Annotated in this window: 20 protein-coding genes; 15 read left to right on the forward strand and 5 right to left on the reverse strand. The window is 66.1% G+C overall.

Translation table 11 applies throughout. The annotated features are described in order from the left end of the window. Position 1: 1 nt before the first annotated feature. Together AB0L63_RS05680 and AB0L63_RS05685 are read right to left on the reverse strand one after the other, a co-directional pair. Complete coding sequence (locus AB0L63_RS05680; RefSeq protein ID WP_364495072.1) at positions 2 to 778, reverse strand: helix-turn-helix domain-containing protein; 777 nt, start codon at positions 776 to 778, stop codon at positions 2 to 4. Positions 779 to 1,120: 342 nt separating this feature from the next. Further along, positions 1,121 to 2,359, reverse strand: coding sequence for a DUF418 domain-containing protein (locus AB0L63_RS05685; protein WP_364495075.1), 1,239 nt, complete (start codon positions 2,357 to 2,359; stop codon positions 1,121 to 1,123). A 138-nt stretch (positions 2,360 to 2,497) separates the two neighbouring features. Here AB0L63_RS05685 and dop point away from each other — a divergent pair, with 138 nt between their 5' ends. From dop to pafA, 5 genes are all read left to right on the forward strand, one after another. Beyond that, positions 2,498 to 3,997: a depupylase/deamidase Dop gene (dop, locus tag AB0L63_RS05690; RefSeq protein ID WP_364495078.1), complete on the forward strand. Its 1,500-nt coding sequence runs from the start codon at positions 2,498 to 2,500 to the stop codon at positions 3,995 to 3,997. 235 nt (positions 3,998 to 4,232) lie between these two features. Next, the gene (locus AB0L63_RS05695) at positions 4,233 to 4,427 is read left to right on the forward strand and encodes a ubiquitin-like protein Pup (protein WP_364495081.1); all 195 of its coding nucleotides are present in this window, start codon (positions 4,233 to 4,235) and stop codon (positions 4,425 to 4,427) included. Next, positions 4,424 to 5,290, forward strand: a complete 867-nt coding sequence (prcB, locus tag AB0L63_RS05700; protein ID WP_364495083.1) for a proteasome subunit beta — start codon at positions 4,424 to 4,426, stop codon at positions 5,288 to 5,290. The genes AB0L63_RS05695 and prcB overlap by 4 nt, the downstream gene beginning before the upstream one ends. After that, positions 5,287 to 6,069 (forward strand): proteasome subunit alpha, encoded by a 783-nt coding sequence (prcA, locus tag AB0L63_RS05705; protein WP_364495085.1) that lies wholly within the window; start codon positions 5,287 to 5,289, stop codon positions 6,067 to 6,069. Before prcB ends, prcA begins: the two co-directional genes overlap by 4 nt. A 175-nt stretch (positions 6,070 to 6,244) precedes the next feature. Then, on the forward strand, positions 6,245 to 7,603 hold the full coding sequence (gene pafA / locus AB0L63_RS05710) for a Pup--protein ligase (protein WP_364495087.1): 1,359 nt from the start codon (positions 6,245 to 6,247) through the stop codon (positions 7,601 to 7,603). Positions 7,604 to 7,608: 5 nt separating this feature from the next. Here the strand turns inward: pafA and AB0L63_RS05715 are convergent, their stop codons facing one another. Further along, positions 7,609 to 7,905, reverse strand: a complete 297-nt coding sequence (locus AB0L63_RS05715; RefSeq protein ID WP_364495089.1) for an MTH1187 family thiamine-binding protein — start codon at positions 7,903 to 7,905, stop codon at positions 7,609 to 7,611. Positions 7,906 to 7,993: 88 nt separating this feature from the next. Here AB0L63_RS05715 and AB0L63_RS05720 point away from each other — a divergent pair, with 88 nt between their 5' ends. The 7 genes from AB0L63_RS05720 (at position 7,994) to AB0L63_RS05750 (ending at position 16,148) form a co-directional block, all read left to right on the forward strand. Continuing rightward, positions 7,994 to 8,989, forward strand: a complete 996-nt coding sequence (locus AB0L63_RS05720) for a YafY family protein (protein WP_364495091.1) — start codon at positions 7,994 to 7,996, stop codon at positions 8,987 to 8,989. Further along, positions 8,986 to 9,993 carry a YafY family protein gene (locus AB0L63_RS05725; protein ID WP_364495093.1) on the forward strand — a complete coding sequence of 336 codons (1,008 nt, stop codon included), beginning with the start codon at positions 8,986 to 8,988 and terminating at the stop codon, positions 9,991 to 9,993. Before AB0L63_RS05720 ends, AB0L63_RS05725 begins: the two co-directional genes overlap by 4 nt. A 33-nt stretch (positions 9,994 to 10,026) precedes the next feature. Next, a complete protein-coding gene (locus AB0L63_RS05730; protein WP_364495674.1) occupies positions 10,027 to 11,052 on the forward strand; it encodes a 2-dehydropantoate 2-reductase in 1,026 nt (341 codons plus the stop codon). 121 nt (positions 11,053 to 11,173) lie between these two features. Then, complete coding sequence (gene tatA / locus AB0L63_RS05735) at positions 11,174 to 11,446, forward strand: Sec-independent protein translocase subunit TatA (protein WP_364495095.1); 273 nt, start codon at positions 11,174 to 11,176, stop codon at positions 11,444 to 11,446. 104 nt (positions 11,447 to 11,550) lie between these two features. Beyond that, positions 11,551 to 12,504 carry a twin-arginine translocase subunit TatC gene (gene tatC / locus AB0L63_RS05740; RefSeq protein WP_364495098.1) on the forward strand — a complete coding sequence of 318 codons (954 nt, stop codon included), beginning with the start codon at positions 11,551 to 11,553 and terminating at the stop codon, positions 12,502 to 12,504. Positions 12,505 to 12,506: 2 nt separating this feature from the next. Next, positions 12,507 to 15,239, forward strand: a complete 2,733-nt coding sequence (locus AB0L63_RS05745; RefSeq protein WP_364495100.1) for an RNA helicase — start codon at positions 12,507 to 12,509, stop codon at positions 15,237 to 15,239. A 150-nt stretch (positions 15,240 to 15,389) separates the two neighbouring features. Continuing rightward, complete coding sequence (locus AB0L63_RS05750) at positions 15,390 to 16,148, forward strand: DUF4333 domain-containing protein (RefSeq protein ID WP_364495102.1); 759 nt, start codon at positions 15,390 to 15,392, stop codon at positions 16,146 to 16,148. A gap of 343 nt (positions 16,149 to 16,491) precedes the next feature. Here the strand turns inward: AB0L63_RS05750 and AB0L63_RS05755 are convergent, their stop codons facing one another. Continuing rightward, entirely contained in the window at positions 16,492 to 17,460 is a 969-nt protein-coding gene (locus tag AB0L63_RS05755) for a 5'-3' exonuclease (protein ID WP_364495105.1), read from the reverse strand. 82 nt (positions 17,461 to 17,542) lie between these two features. Between AB0L63_RS05755 and AB0L63_RS05760 the strand changes: the two genes are divergently transcribed. Further along, the gene (locus tag AB0L63_RS05760) at positions 17,543 to 18,670 is read left to right on the forward strand and encodes a Xaa-Pro peptidase family protein (protein ID WP_364495107.1); all 1,128 of its coding nucleotides are present in this window, start codon (positions 17,543 to 17,545) and stop codon (positions 18,668 to 18,670) included. Positions 18,671 to 18,881: 211 nt separating this feature from the next. Here AB0L63_RS05760 and AB0L63_RS05765 read toward each other — a convergent pair whose 3' ends face one another. Beyond that, positions 18,882 to 19,292, reverse strand: coding sequence for a PPOX class F420-dependent oxidoreductase (locus tag AB0L63_RS05765; RefSeq protein ID WP_364495110.1), 411 nt, complete (start codon positions 19,290 to 19,292; stop codon positions 18,882 to 18,884). A gap of 498 nt (positions 19,293 to 19,790) precedes the next feature. Between AB0L63_RS05765 and AB0L63_RS05770 the strand changes: the two genes are divergently transcribed. Both AB0L63_RS05770 and cbiE read left to right on the forward strand, forming a co-directional pair. Continuing rightward, entirely contained in the window at positions 19,791 to 20,546 is a 756-nt protein-coding gene (locus tag AB0L63_RS05770; protein WP_364495113.1) for an SDR family NAD(P)-dependent oxidoreductase, read from the forward strand. Beyond that, the gene (gene cbiE / locus AB0L63_RS05775; RefSeq protein WP_364495115.1) at positions 20,543 to 21,799 is read left to right on the forward strand and encodes a precorrin-6y C5,15-methyltransferase (decarboxylating) subunit CbiE; all 1,257 of its coding nucleotides are present in this window, start codon (positions 20,543 to 20,545) and stop codon (positions 21,797 to 21,799) included. The genes AB0L63_RS05770 and cbiE overlap by 4 nt, the downstream gene beginning before the upstream one ends. Positions 21,800 to 21,914 lie beyond the last annotated feature (115 nt).

Raw genomic sequence — 21,914 nt, forward strand, 5'->3', positions numbered from 1 at the left:
GTCAGTCGATGTGGAGTTCGCCATTGATGGCGAGGAATGCGGTGGGGGTGAGGCCGAACATAGTGCGGAAGGTATCGCTGAAATGCGAAGGGGAGGCGAAGCCCGCGTCGACGGCGGCGCGGGTGAGGCCATGGCCCGCGGAATAGGCCCTGGCAACGCGCAGCATGCGGGCCCATTGCACGTAGCGGCGGAAACTGGTGCCGGTCTGTTCGGCGAAGGTGCGCAGGAAGTAGGAGGTGGATAACCCTGCGGCACTTGCCTTTTCGGCCGCGCGCTGCTGCTGGGTCGGGTTGGCGCGGATAGCTGCGGCGACCGCGGCGATGCGAGGATCGCGGATGGTAGGGACCGGGATACTCGCGAGGTCGAGGAGACGGTCGATATCCGGCGCTGGGTCGGCGCACAGCTCGATCAGCTCGGTCTCGTGCCGGTGGTCGGCGCTGTATCCGTTGACGGTGCGCCGCATGCCGCCGAGACAGCGGGCCAGATTGGTCGAGGTCGGGTCGAAGAAGCAGAAGAGCTTCGGCACCTCGGTGTCCAGGACGTCATGCGTGACCCGGGCACGGAACAGGAAGCTGCGGGCCGTGATGTCCGGAGCATCGGCGACTCGAACCCGGAACGGGCCGCCGAGTCCGACTCCCAGACTGGCGATGGCAGTGGAATGTGCACCGAGGGCCATCCCGGGCCCGATATAGATCGCATGCCCGAGCCGCAGCCACAGCCGGGCGGAGGTGACCGCCGTTTCGGGAGCGCACGTTTCTGGAAGTGCCGATCGCGCCATATCCGCGACGATACAGAAAACCGCAGAATAGACGGGAGATCGGCTGCCGAGTCACCGTGTGGCCGCCTGGATTTCGCCTACCAACCGAACGGCCTCGGGCAGTTCGATGTGATCGTCACGAAAGTTGAGGGAAACCACACACTGTCGGCGCGGGCTCCGAGGCCGTGGTTCACCACAATCGCACTCACTGTCGATCATCTCCTGAATCGGGAACGCTCCGTAGCGTTTCGCACACGGTCATCGACTATCCGTTGCGGGTCAAGGCATTACGCGGGTCGATGGCCGAGGCCCAGCTGGATCCCGAATTGGCCGGACCGTTCCGGGACCGGGCGCAGACCCGGCTCAGTGTTCGCGGGCCAACGCTCGGTAGCTGAGATTCCACACCCACTCGACCGGACCGCGGTCGAACCGGCGCAACCACAGATGCGCAACGGTCACGATGATCAACGCGACCAGCAGGTAGATGCCGACCGTGAACGGCACCTTGGCGTCCGGAGCGACACGCGCGGCGAGTCCGAGACCCCACCTGTAGCACAGCATCGAAGCGACCAGATTCTGCAGGATGTAGCAGCTCAGGGCCATCCGCCCGACCTCGGTGAGCCGCCTGCCGAGGAATCCGACCCGCGGACGGAGCAGGTAGAACTCCGCGACCAGCGCGAGCAGGCCGAGGGCGACGAACGGGGCGCTGCCGTATCTGGTCAGCAAGACCAGATCGCCGCCGAGCACACCGACCGCCAGATCGATCGGCGCGGCAACCGCGAATCCGATGATCATGAGTCGCCGCCGGAGCCGCGCACCCTCCGGCCGGAACACTCCGGCCCGGAACAACTGCGCACCCGCCAGGAACAGCGCGATCGACATCGGGAAGACGAAAATCGGCTCGACGCGGAACATCCCCGCATTCTCGAGTCGGAACAGCACCAGATCCCAGAACGACCCGTCCGCATAGGGATTCGGATCCAGCGGCTTGCGTGGCGTCGAATCCTGTTGGTTGGCAACGGCCATCGAGATGCCGACGAGTGTCAGCATCGCGATATGGAATCCCGCCGCGATTGTCAGCCAACGACGTTGCGCGCGTTCGCTTGTCGCGAGAATGAAGGCGACGACCAATCCGGTGACCGCATAACCCATCAGCACATCGAATTCCGCGACGAACAGGAAATTCAGCACCCCGTCGAGGAACAGCAGCCCGGCCCGCCATGGATAGCTGCCCGGCCACTGTCGACCGGCGCGCACTGCCGAGCGCTGCTGAATGGCCAGCCCGATGCCGAACATGATGGTGAGCAGCCCGAGAAACTTGCCCTGCGCGAGCTGCTGCAGCACTCGCTCCGACCACATCCAGCCGGTCGCCGGGCTGCCCAATTCGTCGATGTACCCGACCATGCCTTCCGGATGGGTGAGGATCCAGATATTGGTGCCGAGCGTGCCGAGTATCGCGATGCCGCGCAAGACGTCCAGGGCGACCAACCGCGCGGGATTCTGCGGGGTCTCGGTGCTCGGTTGACCGGGTGTGGGTTCATCCGTTGTGGGTTCATCCGACTTGCCGTGGCGCCCGGTGATTTCGGCGATCGAATCGGTCATGTTCCGAATATCCCGGCCGCTGCTGCCTGCCCGTATCCTCCGGAAGTACGACCGTCGGTATGACATCGAGGTCATCCGAGATCACCGATGCCGCCGGTCGCGACCGATGGGATGCACACGTCGCCTAGGCTCGACGGTATGCAGCGCATCATCGGTATCGAGGTCGAATACGGCATCTCCACGCCCACCGAGCCGTCGGCGAACCCGATTCTCACCTCGACTCAAGCGGTTCTCGCCTATGCCGCCGCGGAGGGGGTGCCGCGCGCGAAGCGCACGCGCTGGGACTACGAGGTGGAGTCGCCGCTGCGCGATGCCCGCGGATTCGACCTGAGCCGGATGAACGGTCCGGCCCCCGTCATCGACGCCGACGAGGTCGGCGCGGCCAATATGATCCTCACCAACGGCGCGCGGCTCTACGTCGACCATGCCCATCCGGAGTACTCCGCGCCCGAAGTCACCGATCCGCTGGATGCGGTCATCTGGGACAAAGCGGGCGAGCGGGTGATGGAGGCGGCCGCGCGGCACGCGTCGAGCGTTCCGGGCGCGCCGCGGCTGCAGCTGTACAAGAACAATGTCGATGGTAAGGGGGCCTCCTACGGCACCCACGAGAACTACCTGATGAGCCGTGACACTCCGTTCAACCAGATCATCGTCGGGCTTACCCCGTTCTTCGTCTCGCGCCAGGTGATCTGTGGTTCCGGCCGGGTCGGCATCGGCCAGTCCGGTGATCACGCCGGATTCCAGCTGTCCCAGCGTGCCGACTACATCGAGGTCGAGGTCGGTCTGGAGACCACGCTCAAGCGCGGCATCATCAATACCCGCGACGAACCGCACGCCGATGCGGACAAATACCGTCGCCTGCATGTCATCATCGGCGATGCCAACCTCGCCGAAATGTCCACCTACCTCAAGGTCGGCACCACGGCGCTGGTGCTGGACCTGATCGAGGCGGGCGAGGATCTGTCGGATCTGCAGCTGGCCCGGCCGGTCACCGCCGTACACCAGATCAGCCATGACCCGACCCTGCGCGCCACCGTCGCGCTCACCGACGGTCGCGAACTCACCGGTCTGGCCCTGCAGCGCATCTACCTGGACCGGGTGGAGAAGTTCGTGGCCCGCAGTGGCAACGACGACGAGCGCGTCAAGGACATCCTGGAGAACTGGGCCAACGTGCTGGATCTGCTGGAGCGCGATCCGATGGAATGCGCCGACCTGCTCGACTGGCCTGCCAAGCTGCGCCTGCTCGAGGGGATGCGCAAACGCGAGGGCCTGAGCTGGGCCGCACCCAAACTGCACCTGATGGACCTGCAGTACTCCGACGTCCGCCTGGACAAGGGGCTCTACAACCGCCTGGTCGCCCGCGGTTCGATGAAACGCCTGATCAACGAGCAGCAGGTGCTCGATGCGATGACCAAGCCGCCGACCGACACCCGCGCCTACTTCCGCGGCGAATGTCTGCGCCGATTCGGCGCCGATATCGCGGCCGCCAGCTGGGATTCTGTGATCTTCGACCTGGGCGGCGATTCACTCGTGCGCATTCCGACCCTGGAACCCCGCCGCGGCACCAGGGCCCATGTCGGCAAACTGCTCGACGGTGTGAATACCGCCGCTGAACTGGTCGAACAGCTCACGACTTAGCCTGGCTCGCACTAAGATTCGGCGTGATCCAGCGCCGACATAGCGAGTCTTACGAGCGACCGGTCGGCCGGGCCGCGAACACGTCGCGACGCGGGAGCGGCAAATTAGACACAGATCCGACATGTTGTCGGAGCGGCTGGGTAGTGTTGATGTACGGGCACGGACATTGCTCATGATCAGGGTCGTGCTCAGAATGGAGCCCTGGTCATGATGAGGACAGAGGAGGTCGGCTGCCATGGCACAAGAGCAGACCAAGCGCGCCGGGGGCGGCGACGAGGACGAGGGCCTGGAGGGCGTTGACGCCGCGGGGCAGGAGCGCCGCGAAAAGCTGGCGGAGGACACCGACGACCTGCTCGACGAGATCGATGATGTGCTCGAGGAGAACGCGGAAGACTTCGTTCGTGCGTATGTGCAGAAGGGTGGCCAGTGACAGCAGGTGACCCCTTGCGTCTCCACCCGGGGCACGCCCTCTCGTCATTCACCGAGCACCTGCGCATGAACGCACCGGAACTGTTGCCGGGCAACCGATTCGGCGCGATCGAGGGTGCCACCGGTACTGCCGGTGGCACCTCCGCGAAAGAGCTGGCTCCACATGGAACGACTATCGTGGCGGTCTCGTTCCGCGGTGGTGTGCTGATCGCCGGTGACCGGCGGGCCACCCAGGGAAACCTGTTGGCCAGCAGGGATATCGAGAAGGTGTACATCACCGACACCTATTCGGCGGCCGGTATCGCGGGCACCGCGGGCATGGCCATCGAAATGGTGCGATTGTTCGCCGTCGAGCTGGAGTACTACGAGAAAATCGAGGGCGTCTCGCTCACCTTCGATGGCAAGGCCAACAAGCTGTCGAAAATGGTGCGCGACAACCTCCCTGCCGCACTGCAGGGTCTGGCGGTGGTTCCGGTGCTGGTCGGCTACGACCAGCACGCCACCGATCCGGACAAGGCCGGTCGCATCGTGTCCTACGACGTGGTCGGCGGACGCAGTGAGGAGCGGTTCGGCTACACCGCGGTCGGTTCGGGTTCGATGTTCGCGAAGTCGTCGTTGAAAAAGCTGTACGCCAAGGGAATCGATGAGGACCGTGCATTGCGGATCGCCGTCGAATCGCTCTTCGACGCGGCCGACGATGACACCGCGACCGGCGGACCGGATCTGGTGCGCGGTATCTACCCGACGGCGATCGTCATCAACGACGAGGGTGCCGACGAGGTGACCGAATCGCGGTTGGAGGAGATCACGCGGGCGATCGTCGCCGATCGCGAGGCCGCGGAAGAGGAGAGTGCCTCAGCATGACACTGCCGTATTACGCGTCTGCCGAACAGATCATGCGCGACAAGACCGAGCTCGCGCGCAAGGGCATCGCTCGGGGTCGCAGCGTGATCGTGCTGACCTACGACAAAGGTGTGCTGTTCGTCGCGGAGAATCCGTCCGCGACACTGCACAAGGTGAGCGAGCTGTACGACCGCGTCGGGTTCGCGGCTGTCGGCAAGTACAACGAATTCGAGGCACTGCGTCGCGGCGGCATCCTGCAGGCCGATCTGAAGGGCTACCAGTACGACCGGCGCGATGTCACCGGTCGCGGCCTGGCCAATGCCTACGCGCAGACCCTCGGCACGATCTTCACCGATCAGCTCAAGCCCTATGAGGTGGAGATCTGCGTGGCCGAGGTCGGCTACCCGGAACAGTCCCCGGAATCGGTGCTGTACCGGATCACCTTCGACGGCTCGATAGTCGACGAGCGTGAATACGTGGTGATGGGCGGCACGACCGAGCCGATCATGACCGCTTTGAAAACCTCCTACCAGCCCGGACTCGATCTGGCCGGTGCGGTCGGGGTGGCGGTGAAGGCGCTGCAGGCCGGGGTGCCCGAGGGCGCCGCGGATAAGGACAAGCGAGTCCTCGGGGTGGGTTCGCTCGAGATCGCCACCCTGGAACAGGCGCGGCCGCGGCGGGCGTTCCGCCGGGTCGCGGGCGCGACCCTGGACCAGTTGCTGACCGGCGGTAAGTCGGCGGGCAAGGCCGAGGCGGCGGCCGCCGGGGCGGAGCCGAAGGGTACCTCGGAGTCGGAGTAGTCCACCACGATCTCCTCGATCGCGAAGGCCCTCTCGATTCATCGGGAGGGCCTTCGTTCGGCCGGTAGTTTTCGGCCGAACATTTCTCTTACGTGCGAAATCGTTGTGAAGACGTATGCACCGAGGTTGTCCGCAGCCCCACGCGAGTGCATGGCATAGCTGTAATGTCGATAGTGTGCAGCGACGAATCATGGGGATCGAGACCGAATTCGGTGTGACGTGCACCTTCCACGGACACCGTCGGCTCAGCCCCGACGAGGTGGCCCGGTATCTGTTCCGCCGGGTAGTTTCCTGGGGCCGTAGCTCTAACGTGTTCCTCCGCAACGGTGCTCGGCTCTACCTCGATGTCGGGTCGCATCCGGAGTACGCCACCGCAGAGTGCGACAACTTGGCGCAGCTGGTCACCCATGACCGGGCCGGTGAGCGCGTGCTGGAGGAGTTGCTGATCGATGCCGAACAGCGCCTCGCGGAGGAAGGCATCGGCGGCGACATCTACCTGTTCAAGAACAACACCGACTCCGCGGGCAACTCCTACGGTTGCCACGAAAACTTCCTCGTCGTGCGGGCCGGTGAGTTCTCCCGGATCTCGGATGTGCTGCTGCCATTCCTGGTCACCCGTCAGCTGATCTGCGGTGCCGGCAAGGTGCTGCAGACGCCGAAGGCGGCCACGTTCTGTCTGTCCCAGCGTGCCGAGCATATCTGGGAGGGCGTCTCCTCGGCGACCACCCGCTCGCGCCCGATCATCAACACCCGCGACGAGCCGCACGCCGACGCGGAGAAGTACCGCCGCCTGCACGTGATCGTCGGCGACTCCAATATGTCCGAGACCACCACCATGCTGAAGGTCGGCACGGCGGCACTGGTATTGGAGATGATCGAGGCGGGCGTTTCGTTCCGCGATTTCGCCCTGGACAACCCGATCCGCGCCATCCGCGAGGTCAGTCACGACCTGACCGGCCGTCGTCCGGTCCGGCTGGCCGGTGGTCGCCAGGCCAGCGCACTCGACATCCAGCGCGAGTACCACGCCCGCGCCGTCGAGCATCTGCGCAATCGCGACCGCGACCCGAATATCGACCAGGTCGTCGACCTGTGGGGCCGCACCCTGGACGCGGTCGAGGCGCAGGACTTCGCCAAGGTCGACACCGAGGTCGACTGGGTGATCAAGCGCAAGCTCTTCCAGCGCTACCAGGATCGCTACGGCATGGAGCTGTCCGATCCCAAGATCGCCCAGCTCGATCTGGCCTACCACGACATCAAGCGCGGTCGCGGCATCTTCGATCTGCTGCAGCGCAAGGGGCTGGCCAAGCGGGTCACCGAAGACGAGGCCGTCGATGCTGCCGTGGACACCCCGCCGCAGACCACCCGCGCCAAACTCCGCGGCGATTTCATCACCGCGGCTCAGGAAGCCGGCCGCGACTTCACCGTCGACTGGGTGCATCTCAAGCTCAACGACCAAGCCCAGCGCACGGTCTTGTGCAAGGACCCGTTCCGCTCCGTCGACGAGCGAGTGGACCGGCTGATCGCCTCGATGTAGGCGCGCTACTCCTCGGCGAGGTAGCGCTCGACGGTCTCGACTTTCGAGGTCATGGCGTCGGTGACGCCCGGACGGATATCGGCTTTGAGGACGAGGCCGCACCGCGGGGCGATGGCGAGGATGGCGTCGGTCGCGGCTTTGACCACGGCCATGACCTCGTCCCATTCGCCTTCGATCGTCGTGAACATGGCGTCGGTGCGATTGGGGAGGCCGCTGGCTCGCACGATTCGGACGGCTTCGGCGACGGCTCGGCCGACGTCGACGCCGGCACCGAGCGGTGTCACGGAAAACGCGATGATCATGGATCCATGATGGCGGTGCGCGCACCGGATCGGGGTGAATCGCGCGCCGACGCGCGGTCGCGGCGGGCGGCCGATTACCCTGTGTCGAGTGGCGATATCCAAGGTCGAGCGGCTGATGAATCTGGTCATCGCGCTGCTGTCGACCCGGCAATTCCTGACCGCGGAGCGGATTCGGGACAGCGTCGCGGGGTACGAGGATTCGGCCAGCGACGAGGCATTCAGTCGAATGTTCGAGCGCGATAAGAACGAGCTGCGTGACTTGGGCATTCCCCTGGAGGTCGGGCAGGTCAGCCGGTATTCGACGGTGGAGGGCTATCGAATCAACCGCGACGCTTACGAACTACCCGACATCGATCTGACCAGTGAGGAAGCGGCGGCGGTCGCGGTCGCGGTGCAAATGTGGGAGTCGCCGGAACTGGCGGCCGCGGCCGAGGGCGCGCTGCTCAAGTTGCGTGCGGCCGGGATCCACGTCGAGACCGATGCGGCGGTGGCCTCGGTGCCCGCGGTTCCGGCGCGCACCCGCGGCTCGGATGCGGTGCTCGGCAAGCTGCTGGCCGCGATCGATGCTGGTCAGGCGGTGCGGTTCGAACACCGGGGTGCGATCAACGCGCCGTATGTCATGCGTGATGTGGAGCCGTGGGGCGTTGTCACCCACAATGGCCGCTGGTATCTGGTCGGGCACGACCGGAATCGGGATGCGGTCCGTAGCTTCCGGCTATCGCGCATCGGCGACGATGTGACCGCCTACGGCCCGCCCAATGCGGTCGGCAAGCCCGAGGGTGTGGACCTGCGGCAGATCGTCGGAACCGTCACCGGCAGCGCCCCGGTGTCCGGCACGGCGACCGTATGGGTGGCCGAGGGCCGCGGCCGGGAGATCCGCCGACTCGGACCCGTGCTGGAAGAGCGCACGATCGGCGACCGCCGCGGCGTGGTCGTCGAACTGCCGATCCGATCCCGAGATTGGTTGGCGCGCTTGATCACCGGACTCGGTCCCGATGCCGTGGTGCTCGCACCGATGGAACTTCGCGCGGATGTGGTGGCGCGATTGCGTTCGGTCTTCGACCATACGGAGGTCACGGCATGAGTGAGCGCAGCGAGCGAACGATAGGCTCAGCTGAGCGCAGTCGACTTTCGGTTCGGCTGTCGCGGCTGCTCAACATGATTCCGTATTTCATCGCGAATCCGGGGATCAGTGCCGCCGAGGCCGCCGCCGATCTGGGCGTGACGACCAAGCAGCTGATGAGCGATCTGAACCAGCTGTGGATGTGCGGCCTACCCGGTTACGGGCCGGGCGATCTGATCGACCTGTCGTTCTCCGAGGAGAGCATCGAGGTCACCTTCTCGGCGGGCATCGACCGGCCGCTGCGCCTGACCTCTACCGAGGCGACCGCACTGCTGGTGGCGCTGCGCTCGATCGTGGATATGCCGGGCATGGTCGATCCGACCGCAGCACATGCGGCGATCGCCAAACTGGAATCGGCCATCGTCGGCGGCACGACTGTCGATGCGGCCCGCGAGCACCTGCCGACCGAGGCGCCGGCGGTGTCGACGGTGCGTTCCGCGCTGGCCCGCCAGCGTGAGCTGCGGCTGGTCTACTACTCGGCGAGTCGCGATGTCGTATCCGAGCGTGTCGTCGATCCCATTCGTATTGTCCTGGTGGACAACAACAGTTACCTGCAGGCCTGGTGCCGCGAGGCCGAAGGGGTGCGGCTTTTCCGCTTCGATCGGATCGAGGCGGCCACCGAACTAGACGAGCCTGCCCGGCCACCGAGCCATGCGACCGAGGCGGCCGCGGCGCTCGACCTTTTCCAGGACGACCCCGCGGTTCCGTTGGCGCGCTTGCGTATTCGTGGCGATTACGGTTGGGTGCTCGATCAATATCCGATGCATCGGATGGCGGTGCACCCGGACGGCAGCATCGAGGCGACCATGCGCTTCGCCACCATGGACTGGATGGCGCGGCTGCTGCTCGGCTTCGGTTCCGGCGTCACGGTGCTCGGCCCACCCGAATTGATCACCGCGGTGCGCGAACGCTCGAATGCCGCACTGGTCGCCTATGAAGCGGCCGGTCTTCTGGAGACCAGATGAACGCACGGAGGCTGGTTCGGCGTGAGTGAGGTGATGGCACTCGCTCGGGTGCTGGTCCTGGGCGCCGGGAGCATTGGTTGCTTTGTCGGTGGAAAGCTGGCGGGGGCCGGCGCCGATGTCACTTTCGTCGGTCGGCAGCGGGTGCTGGACGAGATCAGCGCGTCCGGGCTGCAGCTCACCGACCTGGACGGCGGTGATGTCGCGGTGGCGGGCGATGCGGTGCGGGTGTCGACCACGCCGGAGGACGTCGGGTCCGCCGATCTGGTGCTGGTCACCGTGAAGTCGGCGGCCACTGCGGCGGCCGTGCGCGATCTCGACGGCAAGATCCGCCCCGGCACGGTGGTGTTGAGCCTGCAGAACGGGATCGGCAACGATGCGGTGATCCGCGAGATCCTGCCGACCTGCGTGGTGCTGGCGGGGATGGTGATGTTCAACGTTGTACACCAGGCCGACGGCCGGTTCCATCGCGGCACCGAGGGCGGACTCGCGGTGCAGGACGATCCGGCGCTCGCACAGTTCACCGAGGTATTCGCCAGTGCAGGTCTGGCACTGCGGCGGTATCCGGACCTGCTACCGGTGCAATGGGCGAAGCTGCTGCTGAACCTCAACAACCCGATCAATGCACTGTCCGGTCGGCCGTTGCGCGAGGAACTGTCCGACCGCGACTTCCGGCGCTGCCTGGCCCTCACCCAGCGCGAGGCGCTCGCCGCGATGCGCAGAGCGCGAATTCGCCCCGCCCGGCTGACGCCGCTGCCGCCGGAATGGATGGTCCGGCTGCTCACCGTTCCAGACGGAATCTTCCGTCGGGTCGCCGCAACGGTACTGGCCATCGATCCGGAGGCGCGCTCGTCCATGGCCGATGACCTCGAACTCGGTCGCAAGACCGAAATTTCCTGGTTGTGCGGGGAGATCGTAAGCCTCGGCGCGATGATCGGACTGCCCACACCGGTCAATCAGCGACTGATCGAACTGATCGTCGCCGCCGAACACGGCGACCGTCGCGACTGGACCGGGCCGGAACTGTTGGACCAACTGCGATCGGTGGCCGGACGATCCTGAACGCCGCGTAGTTCGTGTCGATAGGTGCGGTTGAACGCACAGCGAACGTACACCGACGCGGGAGTTCTCGCATGTCATAGTCCGGTAGCATCAGAACTACCACATTCTTTGGAGGTTAATCATGGGCAGTCTGAGCATCTGGCACTGGCTGATCATCGCCGCGGTCTTCGTGATGTTCTTCGGCGCGAAGCGTATGCCCGATGCCGCCCGCAGCCTGGGCCGCTCGCTGCGCATCTTCAAGAGCGAAGTCAGCCAGATGCAGAACGAGAGCAGCGCACAGGCAAGTGCAGCACCGGCCCAGCAACCGGCCGCCGAACTGCCGCAGGCCCCGGCCGTGCAGCCGACGGTCGCGCAGCCACAGGCCCAGCCCCAGGCACAGCCGAAGTCGCTCTGAGCTCAGCCTTGCCGCCGGGGTGAGTAGCGAACTCGCTCCGGACGTAGTGCTGTTGCCCGCCAACCGCTGCGGGCACCTTCGACCCCAGGGGCCAACACACCACCATGCGAATCCCGTTCGATCCCCGGCGCAGTAAGCGCAGGACGAATCCCGACGGCACCATGTCGTTGGTCGAGCATCTGCAGGAGCTGCGCCGTCGGCTGCTGGTCTCGATCGCCGCAGTCGTTGTCACCACGCTGTTCGGCTTCTTCTGGTACGCGCATACGATCTTCGGCATCGAAAGCCTGGGGTCGCTGCTGACCGGACCATACTGTTCCCTGCCCGCGTCGTCGCGGGCCGTGCTCACCGCCGACGGCGCCTGCCGGCTGCTGGCGACGGCACCGTTCGAACAGTTCATGCTGCGGTTGAAGGTCGGCATGACGGCGGGCGTGGTGCTGGCCGCCCCGGTGTGGCTGTATCAGATCTGGGCCTTCATCACGCCCGGACTGTACGCGAAGGAACGCAAGTACGCGGTCGGATTCGTCACCTGCGGTAGCGCGCTGTTCGTGACCGGCGCTGTGCTCGCGTATTGGGTTGTCGCACATGCGTTGAGCTTCCTGCTGAATATCGGCAACAACGCGCAGATCACCGCGCTGAGCGGTTCGCAATACTTCAGCTTCATCATCCAGCTGCTCGTCATCTTCGGTGTCAGTTTCGAAATCCCGCTGCTGGTAGTCGGATTGAATCTGGTCGGGGTGCTGCACTACGACAAGCTGGCCAAGTGGCGGCGCGGAATCATCTTCGGGCTCTTCGTCTTCGCCGCGATCGTTACCCCGCAGGATCCTTTCTCCATGCTCGCGTTGGCGCTGGCCCTGACGGTGCTGTTCGAGGTCGCTATCCAGTTGTCCCGGATCAACGACAAGCGGCGCGCACGTCGGGAGGCCGAGGCATCGGCGGCACTCGCGGATGAGGAAGCCTCCAGGATCTCCGGCCCCGAGCCGATCAACCCGGCCGAATCGATCATGGAGCCCTCGGAGAAATCCGCGCGACCCGTGTCGGACTACTCCGATACTCTCTGACGGTGACATATCACCGGTCGCAGGCGGGCGAGCTGGCAAAGTTCTGCGCCGAGCTGACTTTCGGGTTGGACCCCTTCCAGCGCAATGCCTGCAAAGCCCTCGAGAGTGGGCACAGCGTGTTGGTCTGCGCCCCGACCGGCGCGGGTAAGACCGTCGTCGGCGAATTCGCGGTGCACCTCGCGTTGGCGGCGGGCGGAAAGTGTTTCTACACCACACCGATCAAGGCGCTGTCGAACCAGAAGTTCGCCGATTTGACCGAGCGGCACGGGCGCGACCAGGTCGGTCTGCTCACTGGTGACCAATCGATCAACCCGGACGCACCGGTGGTCGTGATGACCACCGAGGTGCTGCGCAATATGCTCTATGCCTCCTCGGACGCGCTGCGCGGACTGTCGTATGTGGTGATGGACGAGGTGCACTACCTCGCCGACCGCTTCCGCGGCGCGGTCTGGGAGGAAGTCATCCTGCATCTGTCGCCGGATGTGCGGCTGGTCAGCCTTTCGGCCACGGTCAGCAATGCCGAGGAATTCGGCGCGTGGATGGAGACCGTGCGCGGCGATACTGCGGTGATCGTCGACGAGACCCGTCCGGTGCCGCTGTGGCAGCACGTCATGGTCGGGCGGCGGATGTTCGATCTGTTCGATACGAACTCCAGCGAGCAGAAGGTGCTCGTCGACGAGGATCTGGTGCGCTATATCCGCCACCGGGAGGCGGCGGACCGGATGAACGGCTGGGGTGGACCGCGCGGTCGCGGTGGTGGGAATCGCAACTTCCGGCCGCTGCCCCGGCCGGAGGTGCTGGCCAAGCTCGATGAGGAAGGGCTGCTGCCCGCGATCACCTTCATCTTCAGCCGGGCCGGATGCGATGGGGCGCTTGCGCAATGTTTGCGGTCGCGGCTGGATCTCCGGGGGACGGCAGCCGACGGGGTGGGTAAGCCCAGCCGTGACGACGAGTCCGAAGAGATCGACGCGATCATCGAGAAGCACACCGGGGACCTGCCCAAGGGCGATCTCGAGGTGCTCGGCTACTGGGAGTGGCGCGAGGCGCTGCACCGCGGACTGGCCGCGCATCACGCAGGCATGCTGCCTGCCTTCCGACACACCGTCGAGGAATTGTTCGTGCGCGGTCTGGTTCGGGCCGTATTCGCAACGGAGACACTGGCATTGGGCATCAATATGCCCGCGCGGACGGTGGTGCTCGAGCGGCTGGTCAAATACAACGGTGAGTCGCACGCCGAGCTGACGCCGGGGGAATACACGCAGCTCACGGGCCGGGCTGGGCGGCGTGGGATCGATGTCGAGGGCCACGCGGTGGTGTTGTGGCAGCCCGAGGTCGACACCAGTGCGGTCGCGGGCCTGGCATCCACCCGGACCTATCCGCTGCGCAGTTCGTTCCGGCCGGGCTACAACATGTCGATCAATCTGATCGATCGGATGGGTGCGGACGAGTCGCGAGCACTGCTGGAGCGGTCCTTCGCCCAGTTCCAGGCCGACCGATCGGTAGTGGGGCTGGTGCGCGGGATCGAGCGCAATGAAGGGCAGTTGCGCAAATTGCGCGATCAACTGGGCGGCGAGGACGGCGGCTTCCTGGAATACATTTCCCTGCGCGAGCGGATCAAACAGCGCGAACGTCAGATCGAACAGCAGGGCCGGGCCGATCGGCGCGGAGCAGCGGTCGATGCGCTGGTCTCGTTGCGCCGCGGCGATGTGGTGGCCATTCCGTCCGGGCGGCGGGCCGGGCTGGCGGTGATTCTGGAGCCGGATGCCACGCCGGGGGATCCGCGTCCGCTGGTACTGACCGAGGACAAGTGGGCGGGGCGGGTATCGGTCGCCGATTTCCCGGTGCCCGCGAAGACCCTGGGCCATATGCGGCTGCCGCGCAAGATCGATCACCGCGCGGCACGAACTCGGCGGGATCTGGCGTCGGCATTGCGCAGCACCGGAATTTCCGCGCCGGGTCGGTCGCGCCGCGGCGACCGCTCGAAGGCCGACGAGGACCGCGAGCTGGCGACATTGCGGCGCAGTCTGCGTGCACATCCGGCGCACACCCGGCCCGATCGCGAACAGATGAGTCGCGTCGGCGAGCGCTACAACCGGCTGCTGCGCGAGACGGTGACGATGCGCCAGAAGGTTGCCGCGACCACCAATTCGCTGGCGCGCACCTTCGATCGGATCCTCGGACTGCTCGAGGAACGCGGGTTCGTGGCCGCGGGCGAGGTGACCTCCGACGGTCGTCGGCTGGCCAGGATCTACGCCGAGAGCGATCTGCTCGTCGCCGAATGCCTGCGGCAGGGGCTCTGGCGCGGACTCGGTCCGGCCGAATTGGCGGCGGTGGTTTCCGTTCTGGTGTACGAATCCCGGCAGGAGGGCGGCTATCTCGGCGCCAGCGGGCCGACCGAACCGATTCGCCGGGCCGTCGGCGCGACCGTCGGCGTGTGGAGCGAATTGTGCTCCGATGAGGCACGGCACAAGCTGCCGCCTACGCGGGAACCGGATCTCGGTTTCGTGACCGGTGCTTACAAATGGGCGCGTGGCGATGGGTTGGCCGAATCGTTGATGGCCAGCGGTGATCAGAACGCGCCGCTGTCCGCGGGCGATTTCGTGCGGTGGTGCCGGCAGGTGATCGATCTGCTCGATCAGATCCACGGAACCGCCGACGATGTGGAGGTCGCGGGGACCGCGGCCAAGGCCGTCCGCGCGATCCGACGGGGTGTCGTCGCCGTGGACGCCGCGTAGCCGATTCGATTGTGATTTGATTTCTTTCGCGTACCGACCGTGGCGGAGGAGTCGGACAGGATCGCGCCTCGTACCGGGTTGGTCCTGTTGTGCGACGAGTCTCACGCGGGGGGCTACCGTGTGTATAACGATGCGAGTGGAGGCAACCAGATGAGCGGCCCGTACGGACCGAACGACGCCCCTGGTCCCGGGGAGGGGCGCAACGATCCCACCCAGCAGTGGGGCGGACAGCAGGCACCCGGTGCAGCCGGGCCCACCCAGCAGTGGGGCAGTGCCCCGCAGGCGCAGCCGACTCAGCAGTGGGGCGATCCGAACGCACAGCAGCCGTCGTGGGGCCAGCCGACTCCGCAGAGCCAGCCGAGCCAGCCGCAATGGGGTCAGCCGACTCCGCAGAGCCAGCCCGGTCAACCGCAATGGGGTCAGCCGACTCCGCAGAGCCAGCCGAGCCAGCCGCAGTGGGGTCAGCCGCAGCCGAGTCCGTCGCAGTGGGGTCAGCAGCCGACACAGCAGGACTGGTCGGCGCAGCAGGGGCAGCAACAGCCCTGGCAGCAAGGCCAGCAGCAGCCGTGGCAGCAGACCCCGCAGCCGAGCAGTGGCGGCAAGAGCAAGGGCCTGTTCATCGGCCTAGGTGTGCTCGCGGTCGCCGTCATCGGCGCCATCGTGGTGCTGGTGCTCATGCTGACCAGCAAGGACGAGCTCGACCAGGCCGCCGTTCAGGACGGCGTCAAGAAGGTGCTCTCGGATTCCTACGGAATCCAGGACGTCGCCGATGTCTCCTGCCCCTCCGGCCAGCAGGTCAAGGTCGACGCGACCTTCGCCTGTAACTTGAAGGTCAGCGGCGAGCAGAAGAAGGTCACCGTCAAGATCACCAAGGACGACGGAACCTATGAGGTTGGCCGCCCGAGCTGACGGTTCGAGTCAGCAGTCGTTGGCGAGCGGGTATCGGTGGGGCGGCCCCGCTGCTCAACACCTCCAGTGGGCTTTGATGGCGCACATGTTGTGAGTGCCTCGCACAAGCGCAGAGCCTGTTGCCGAATCGACGCGGTTTTTGGCCGTGACGCAGGTTACATGTCTATGTGGACGACTGGGACGCTGTCATGCTCGCCACTAGGTGATGTGGTCCGCCGCTCTGACGGTGGTGTGACGGCACGATCGCAGGTTCGACGTATTCGGCAACAGACTCTGCAACCTCTGCGAGGCCGTGACCGGTATGCGAGCCCCTCGTTCTTGTGCGTGACCACGGGTACGGCGGTCACGCCGAGCGCGCAGTCAGTGCCGTGATCAGGCGGGTGATCGGGCTTTCCGCGTTGTAGGCGGTGGCCAGTTCGCGGAGAAGGTCCGGGTCGGCGGGGGTCGTCGGGAGGGTGTCGGGGCGGGACAGTTCCACATCGGCGTCGCAGACCACGCGGGTGACCGGGGCAGCGGCCTTCAGGTAGGTCTCGGCGGCGCGGAGTTTGGCGCGAATGCCCTGGGCCAGGTCGGCGGTGGGGTCGTCGACGGCCGCTGTGAGCGCGTCGAGGGAACCGAAGCGGGAGATGAGCATCGCGGCGGACTTCTCGCCGATGCCGGCGACGCCGGGCAGGCCATCGGAGGAGTCACCCCGCAGGGTCGCCATATCCGCATAGGCCTGGCCCGCATTCTCCAGTGGCACACCGTATTTCGCGGACACCTCGGCGGGGCCGAACAATTCGGCCTTGGCCAGGCCGCGACCGGCGTAGAGCACGCGCACCGGCGGTGCCGGATCGTCACGGACGAGTTGGAGCAGATCACGGTCGCCGCTGACGACGATCACCGGATCGGTGTGCTCCCGGGTGGCCAGCGTGCCGAGCACGTCATCGGCCTCGAGTCCGGCCGCCCCGCCGGTCGCGATGCCGGCCGCGGTGAGCACCTCCAGAATCATCTCGACCTGCGGGGTCAGGGTGTCCGGGACGTCCTCGGCGCCGGGTGCGGCATCGGCGGAGGTATCGAGACGGTGGGCCTTGTAGGTCGGCACCAACGCCACCCGGAATGCGGGACGCCAATCCAGGTCCAGACAGACCACCAACCGACTCGGCTGGTGCTTGGTGATGAGCGAGGCGACCATATCGGTGAAGCCGCGCAGCGCGTTCACCGATCGGCCGTCGGGTGCGGTGATCTTCTCCGGAATCGCGTGGAACGCGCGGAACCACAGGCTTGCGCCATCGAGCAACAGCAGGGGCTCACCGGAAGTCGCAATGTTCACGCCGCTGAGGCTACCTGTCCGCAACGACAACCTCGGGCATTCACATTTGGGTTGATGGCAGTGGCGGGTACCGTCGGACGGTATGAGCTCGCACACAGAGTCCCGATTCGCGGCGGATGTCTACAGTAATCGACTCGAACGGGCGGTGCAGTTGATGCGCGCCGCTCATCTGGACGCACTATTGATCACGCCGGGGCCGGATCTGCGCTATCTCATCGGCTCGGCGGCGGAGTCCTTCGAGCGACTGACCTGTCTGGTGATCCCGGCCGATGGCGCTACCCCATCGGTGGTGATTCCGAAACTGGAGTTGGCGTCCCTGGAAGGTTCGGCTGCGGGTGAACTGGGTCTGCATGTGCTGGACTGGGTCGACGGCGTCGATCCGTATCAGCTGGTGAAGTCGTCGCTGCACGTCGGTTCCCGGGTCGCGGTCACCGATGTCATGCCCGCTATGCATCTGCTGCCGCTGGCTGAGTCCGTCAGCGGCCTGCCCACTTCCGCCACGCCGGTGCTGCGGGAACTGCGAATGATCAAGGACCAGGCCGAAGTCGAGGCACTGCGGCGCGCGGGTGCGGCCATCGACCGGGTTCATGCGCGGATGGGTGAATTCCTGCGCGTCGGGCGCACCGAGGCCGAGGTCGGCGCGGATATCGCGGCGGCGATCGTTGAGGAGGGGCATTCCGCGGTGGCCTTCGTCATCGTCGGCAGCGGACCGCACGGCGCCGACCCGCACCACGGCGTCTCCGACCGCCGCATCGAAGCCGGGGAAGTGGTGGTGATCGATATCGGCGGCCTGGTCGACCCCGGCTACTATTCGGACTCGACCCGCACCTACGTGCTCGGCGAGCCCGAGCCCACTGTCGCCGCGCAATTCGGGGAACTGGAGCGCGCGCACGCCGCCGCGGTTGCCGCCGTCCGTCCCGGTGTCACCGCCGAATCGGTCGACGCCGCAGCCCGAAACCTGTTGGCCGAAGCCGGTTTCGGCGCCGCCTTCGTGCACCGCACCGGCCATGGCATCGGCCTTTCGGTCCATGAGGAGCCCTACATCGTCGAAGGCAACAGCTTGCCCTTGCAACCCGGCATGGCCTTCAGCATCGAACCCGGCATCTACTTCCGCGGTGATTGGGGCGCCCGGATCGAAGACATCGTCGTGGTCACCGCGGACGGCTGTGAGTCGATGAACCAGCGGCCGCATGGGTTGACGGTGCTCTAGCCGAGCGATGGGGCTGGCTTGCCCCTGCCGACGAGCAAGCGCAGTGAACAGGGCGGGTTGTCGAGTTGCCGTCGCCCGGCGAATATGAGCGTGCGCAATGGGCAGCCTCGAGACTGCGCTCGCTCGAACCTGGGAGTTGCGGTCTGCTGGCGCAATGAAATGGCCTGGGCGCAATGACTCTTCGCGTGCCGGGCTAGGTCGGCGGTGAGGTTCAGGCTGGGGTGTGGGCGAGGGTGCTGCTGGAGAGTACGCGCTGGACTTGGATGGCGATGACCACGCGGGTCGGGTTCTCGCGGGGGACGCGGTAGCGGCCCGCGTATCGGTCGACCGCTGCCGCGACGTCGTCCGGATCGTCGAGCACGGTGGCCGGGCCTTCCAAGGTGATCCAACGGATACCGTCCACCTGGCTCACGGCCGCGTATCCGGAGCGCCGCACATTGCGCACTTTCACCGAGCTGTCATTGGTGATCACCCGGGCGATCCCGGCTTCTGGATCCCAGGTGAAACCCACCGCGACCACATGCGGCGTGCCGTCGGCGCGCAGGGTGGTCAAGGTCGCGAGGTGCCGCTCGGCGACGAATTCGAGTGCGGCAGTGGACAGCTGTGCAGTGCTGGTCGGCATCCCTTGACCGTAGCGGTATGCGGGTCGCCCGGCGCCGGCACATACCGAGTCGGCAATTCTGAGTTCCGACTGGTTCGTTCGATGTGCGGCGCCTGCTCGGATGCCGTGGCCGCAGGGATCGACAATCGATGGGTTCAAGGATGCCGAACACGGATGTCCAGTCGGCTGCTCGATCGTGGTGTGGGCCGTATCGATTCCGATCGCCAAGGATCCGGTCTGCGCCGGTGGCGGCGTGGCCGAAGGTCGGCCAACGATGTCCGGGTTCCGCGCCGGAACATTCGGCGGCCGGGTCGAGCCGGGGACCCTTCCCGGTGGACCGTTTCGAAGCGACGTCCTGAGGGCTTGCTCGGATTCACCGCCGCAGGTGAGGATGCAATCGCCGCGGAGTAGGTCGCCCAGCCTGCACCCTGGGCGGCTTCTGGGGCGAGGTCTCGTATCGACTCGAGATCGTCTGACCTGGCGGATCGGCATATCGGGGTGGGGTGAAAGACTGACGGCATGGGATCGCGTGGAATTGCCGAGGGGCCGGTGCTGGTACTGGGGGGCCGCAGTGAGATCGGGCTCGAGGTGGCGCGACGTCTGGCGCCGGGGCGCGTGGTGATACTCGCCGCGCGGCGCAGCGCGGAGTTGGCGCAGGAGAGTGCGGCGGTTGCGACAGCCGGGGCGACGGCAGTGCATACCGTCGAATTCGACGCGGATGATACGGCGAGCCATCCCGCGCTCCTGGAGAAGATCGCCGCCGAATACGGGGGAATCGGGGTTGCGGTGGTCGCATTCGGGGTGCTCGGGGATCAGGCGCGGGCCGAACATGATCCGGCACATGCGATTGCAGTGGTGCACACCGACTACGTCGCGCAGATCAGCGTGCTCACCATCCTCGCGAATCTGCTTCGCGCGCAAGGCAGCGGGCAGCTCGTCGTATTCAGTTCGTTCGCGGGTGCGCGGGTGCGGCGAGCAAACTACGTCTACGGTTCGGCGAAGGCGGGTCTCGACGGATTCGCCAGCGGTCTCGCGGATGCGTTGCACGGCAGCGGTGTGCACCTGCTGCTGCTGCGTTGCGGGTTCGTCATCGGCCGGATGACCGAGGGCATGGACCTGGCCCCGATGTCCAGCACCCCAGCACAGGTGGCGGACGCGGTCGTGCGCGGTCTGCGGCGCCGTGCCGGTCGGATTTGGGTACCCGGCATCCTGCGCCCGGTCATCTTCGCGATCCGCTTACTGCCCCAACCCATCTGGCGTCGGATGCCACGGTGAACGGCGGTGCGGTGACGACCGAGTGGAGTGGGCCACCGATCGCCGTGGTCGGTATCGGCGCCGACGGGTGGGGCGGGCTCGGCGAGGCCGCGCGCGCAGCCATCTCGGATGCCGAGCTGATATTCGGATCGGTGCGGCAAATCGAGCTGATTCCGCAGGACATCACGGTGGCACGGCGGGAGTGGCCATCGCCGTTGGTTCCCGCACTCTCAGGTTTGTTCGCCGACAACGCCGGGCGGCAGATATGCGTGCTGGCCAGCGGGGATCCGATGTTCTACGGCATCGGTGCGACATTGGCGGGCCTGTTCGGGGCGGACCAGCTGCGGGTACTTCCGCAGGCGTCATCGGCATCGCTGGCCTGTGCGCGGCTGGGGTGGGCGTTGGCGGAAATCCCGGTGGTGAGTGCGGTGGGGCGGCCGGTGGCGACGGTGTTGCCGGAGTTGGCGGACCGGCGGCGAGTGCTGGTGCTGAGTGCGGACCAAAACACACCGGGACAGCTCGCGGAACTATTGCGGGACAATGGTTTCGGGGGGTCGACATTGATCGTGCTCGAGCAGTTGGGCGGTCCGCGCGAACGGGTTGTGCGCGATCGCGCGGCGGGGTGGGAGCTCGCAACGGGTGATCCACTCAATATCGTCGCGATCGACTGTGTCGCCGATCCGAAGCACCCGCGGGCGACACGGGTGCCCGGATTGCCGGATGAGCTCTTCGGCGGTGCCGGTCAGCTCACCAAATCCGAGGTCAGGGCGTTGACATTGGCCGCGCTGGCACCCGCGCCCGGGGAATTGCTGTGGGATGTCGGCGGGGGTTCGGGCAGTATCGCGATCGAATGGTGCCGTACCCATCCGAGCTGCCGGGCGGTGAGCTTCGAGCGGCTCGAACATCGGCGGCGGCGGATCGCCGATAATGCCGCTGCCCTTGGTGTTCCGCACATCGGTGTGCGTGGAGAAATACTTACCGACATCGGAAAATCTGTCGAATCAGCTCCTCCGGACGCTATTTTCGTCGGTGGCGGGCTCACTCAAGATGGCGTGCTCGAGACATGCTGGTCAGTTTTACGTCAGGGCGGCCGTTTGGTGGCGAATGCGGTGACGGCGGAATCCGAAGCGCTGCTACTGCAATGGGTCGCCGCGTACGGCGGTCAACTGCGGAAGTTTCAGATCTACCGAGCCGAAGCCCTGGGCAATTTTACGACTTGGCGGCCGCAATTGCCGGTCACCCAGTGGGCGGCGGTAAAAGGTGACTCGGTCTGAAAATCTCGCCGGGACCGGGGGCTGTGGGAACGGTCGTGGCCGGGATCAGGCGGCGGTGCCATATAGGTAGTAGTCATGGACGCAGGATAGGAAGCCGGACGAGCATCTGGCCGGG

The sequence above is a fragment of the Nocardia sp. NPDC051990 genome (genome assembly GCF_040680755.1).
Classification (GTDB): Bacteria; Actinomycetota; Actinomycetes; order Mycobacteriales; family Mycobacteriaceae; genus Nocardia.

Coding starts and splice junctions, on each gene's coding strand:
- AB0L63_RS05680 (WP_364495072.1), bottom strand. CDS start 778: ATGGCGCGATCGGCACTTCCAGAAACGTGCGCTCCCGAAACGGCGGTC.
- AB0L63_RS05685 (WP_364495075.1), bottom strand. CDS start 2,359: ATGACCGATTCGATCGCCGAAATCACCGGGCGCCACGGCAAGTCGGAT.
- dop (WP_364495078.1), top strand. CDS start 2,498: ATGCAGCGCATCATCGGTATCGAGGTCGAATACGGCATCTCCACGCCC.
- AB0L63_RS05695 (WP_364495081.1), top strand. CDS start 4,233: ATGGCACAAGAGCAGACCAAGCGCGCCGGGGGCGGCGACGAGGACGAG.
- prcA (WP_364495085.1), top strand. CDS start 5,287: ATGACACTGCCGTATTACGCGTCTGCCGAACAGATCATGCGCGACAAG.
- AB0L63_RS05715 (WP_364495089.1), bottom strand. CDS start 7,905: ATGATCATCGCGTTTTCCGTGACACCGCTCGGTGCCGGCGTCGACGTC.
- AB0L63_RS05725 (WP_364495093.1), top strand. CDS start 8,986: ATGAGTGAGCGCAGCGAGCGAACGATAGGCTCAGCTGAGCGCAGTCGA.
- AB0L63_RS05730 (WP_364495674.1), top strand. CDS start 10,027: ATGGCACTCGCTCGGGTGCTGGTCCTGGGCGCCGGGAGCATTGGTTGC.
- tatA (WP_364495095.1), top strand. CDS start 11,174: ATGGGCAGTCTGAGCATCTGGCACTGGCTGATCATCGCCGCGGTCTTC.
- tatC (WP_364495098.1), top strand. CDS start 11,551: ATGCGAATCCCGTTCGATCCCCGGCGCAGTAAGCGCAGGACGAATCCC.
- AB0L63_RS05750 (WP_364495102.1), top strand. CDS start 15,390: ATGAGCGGCCCGTACGGACCGAACGACGCCCCTGGTCCCGGGGAGGGG.
- AB0L63_RS05760 (WP_364495107.1), top strand. CDS start 17,543: ATGAGCTCGCACACAGAGTCCCGATTCGCGGCGGATGTCTACAGTAAT.
- AB0L63_RS05765 (WP_364495110.1), bottom strand. CDS start 19,292: ATGCCGACCAGCACTGCACAGCTGTCCACTGCCGCACTCGAATTCGTC.
- AB0L63_RS05770 (WP_364495113.1), top strand. CDS start 19,791: ATGGGATCGCGTGGAATTGCCGAGGGGCCGGTGCTGGTACTGGGGGGC.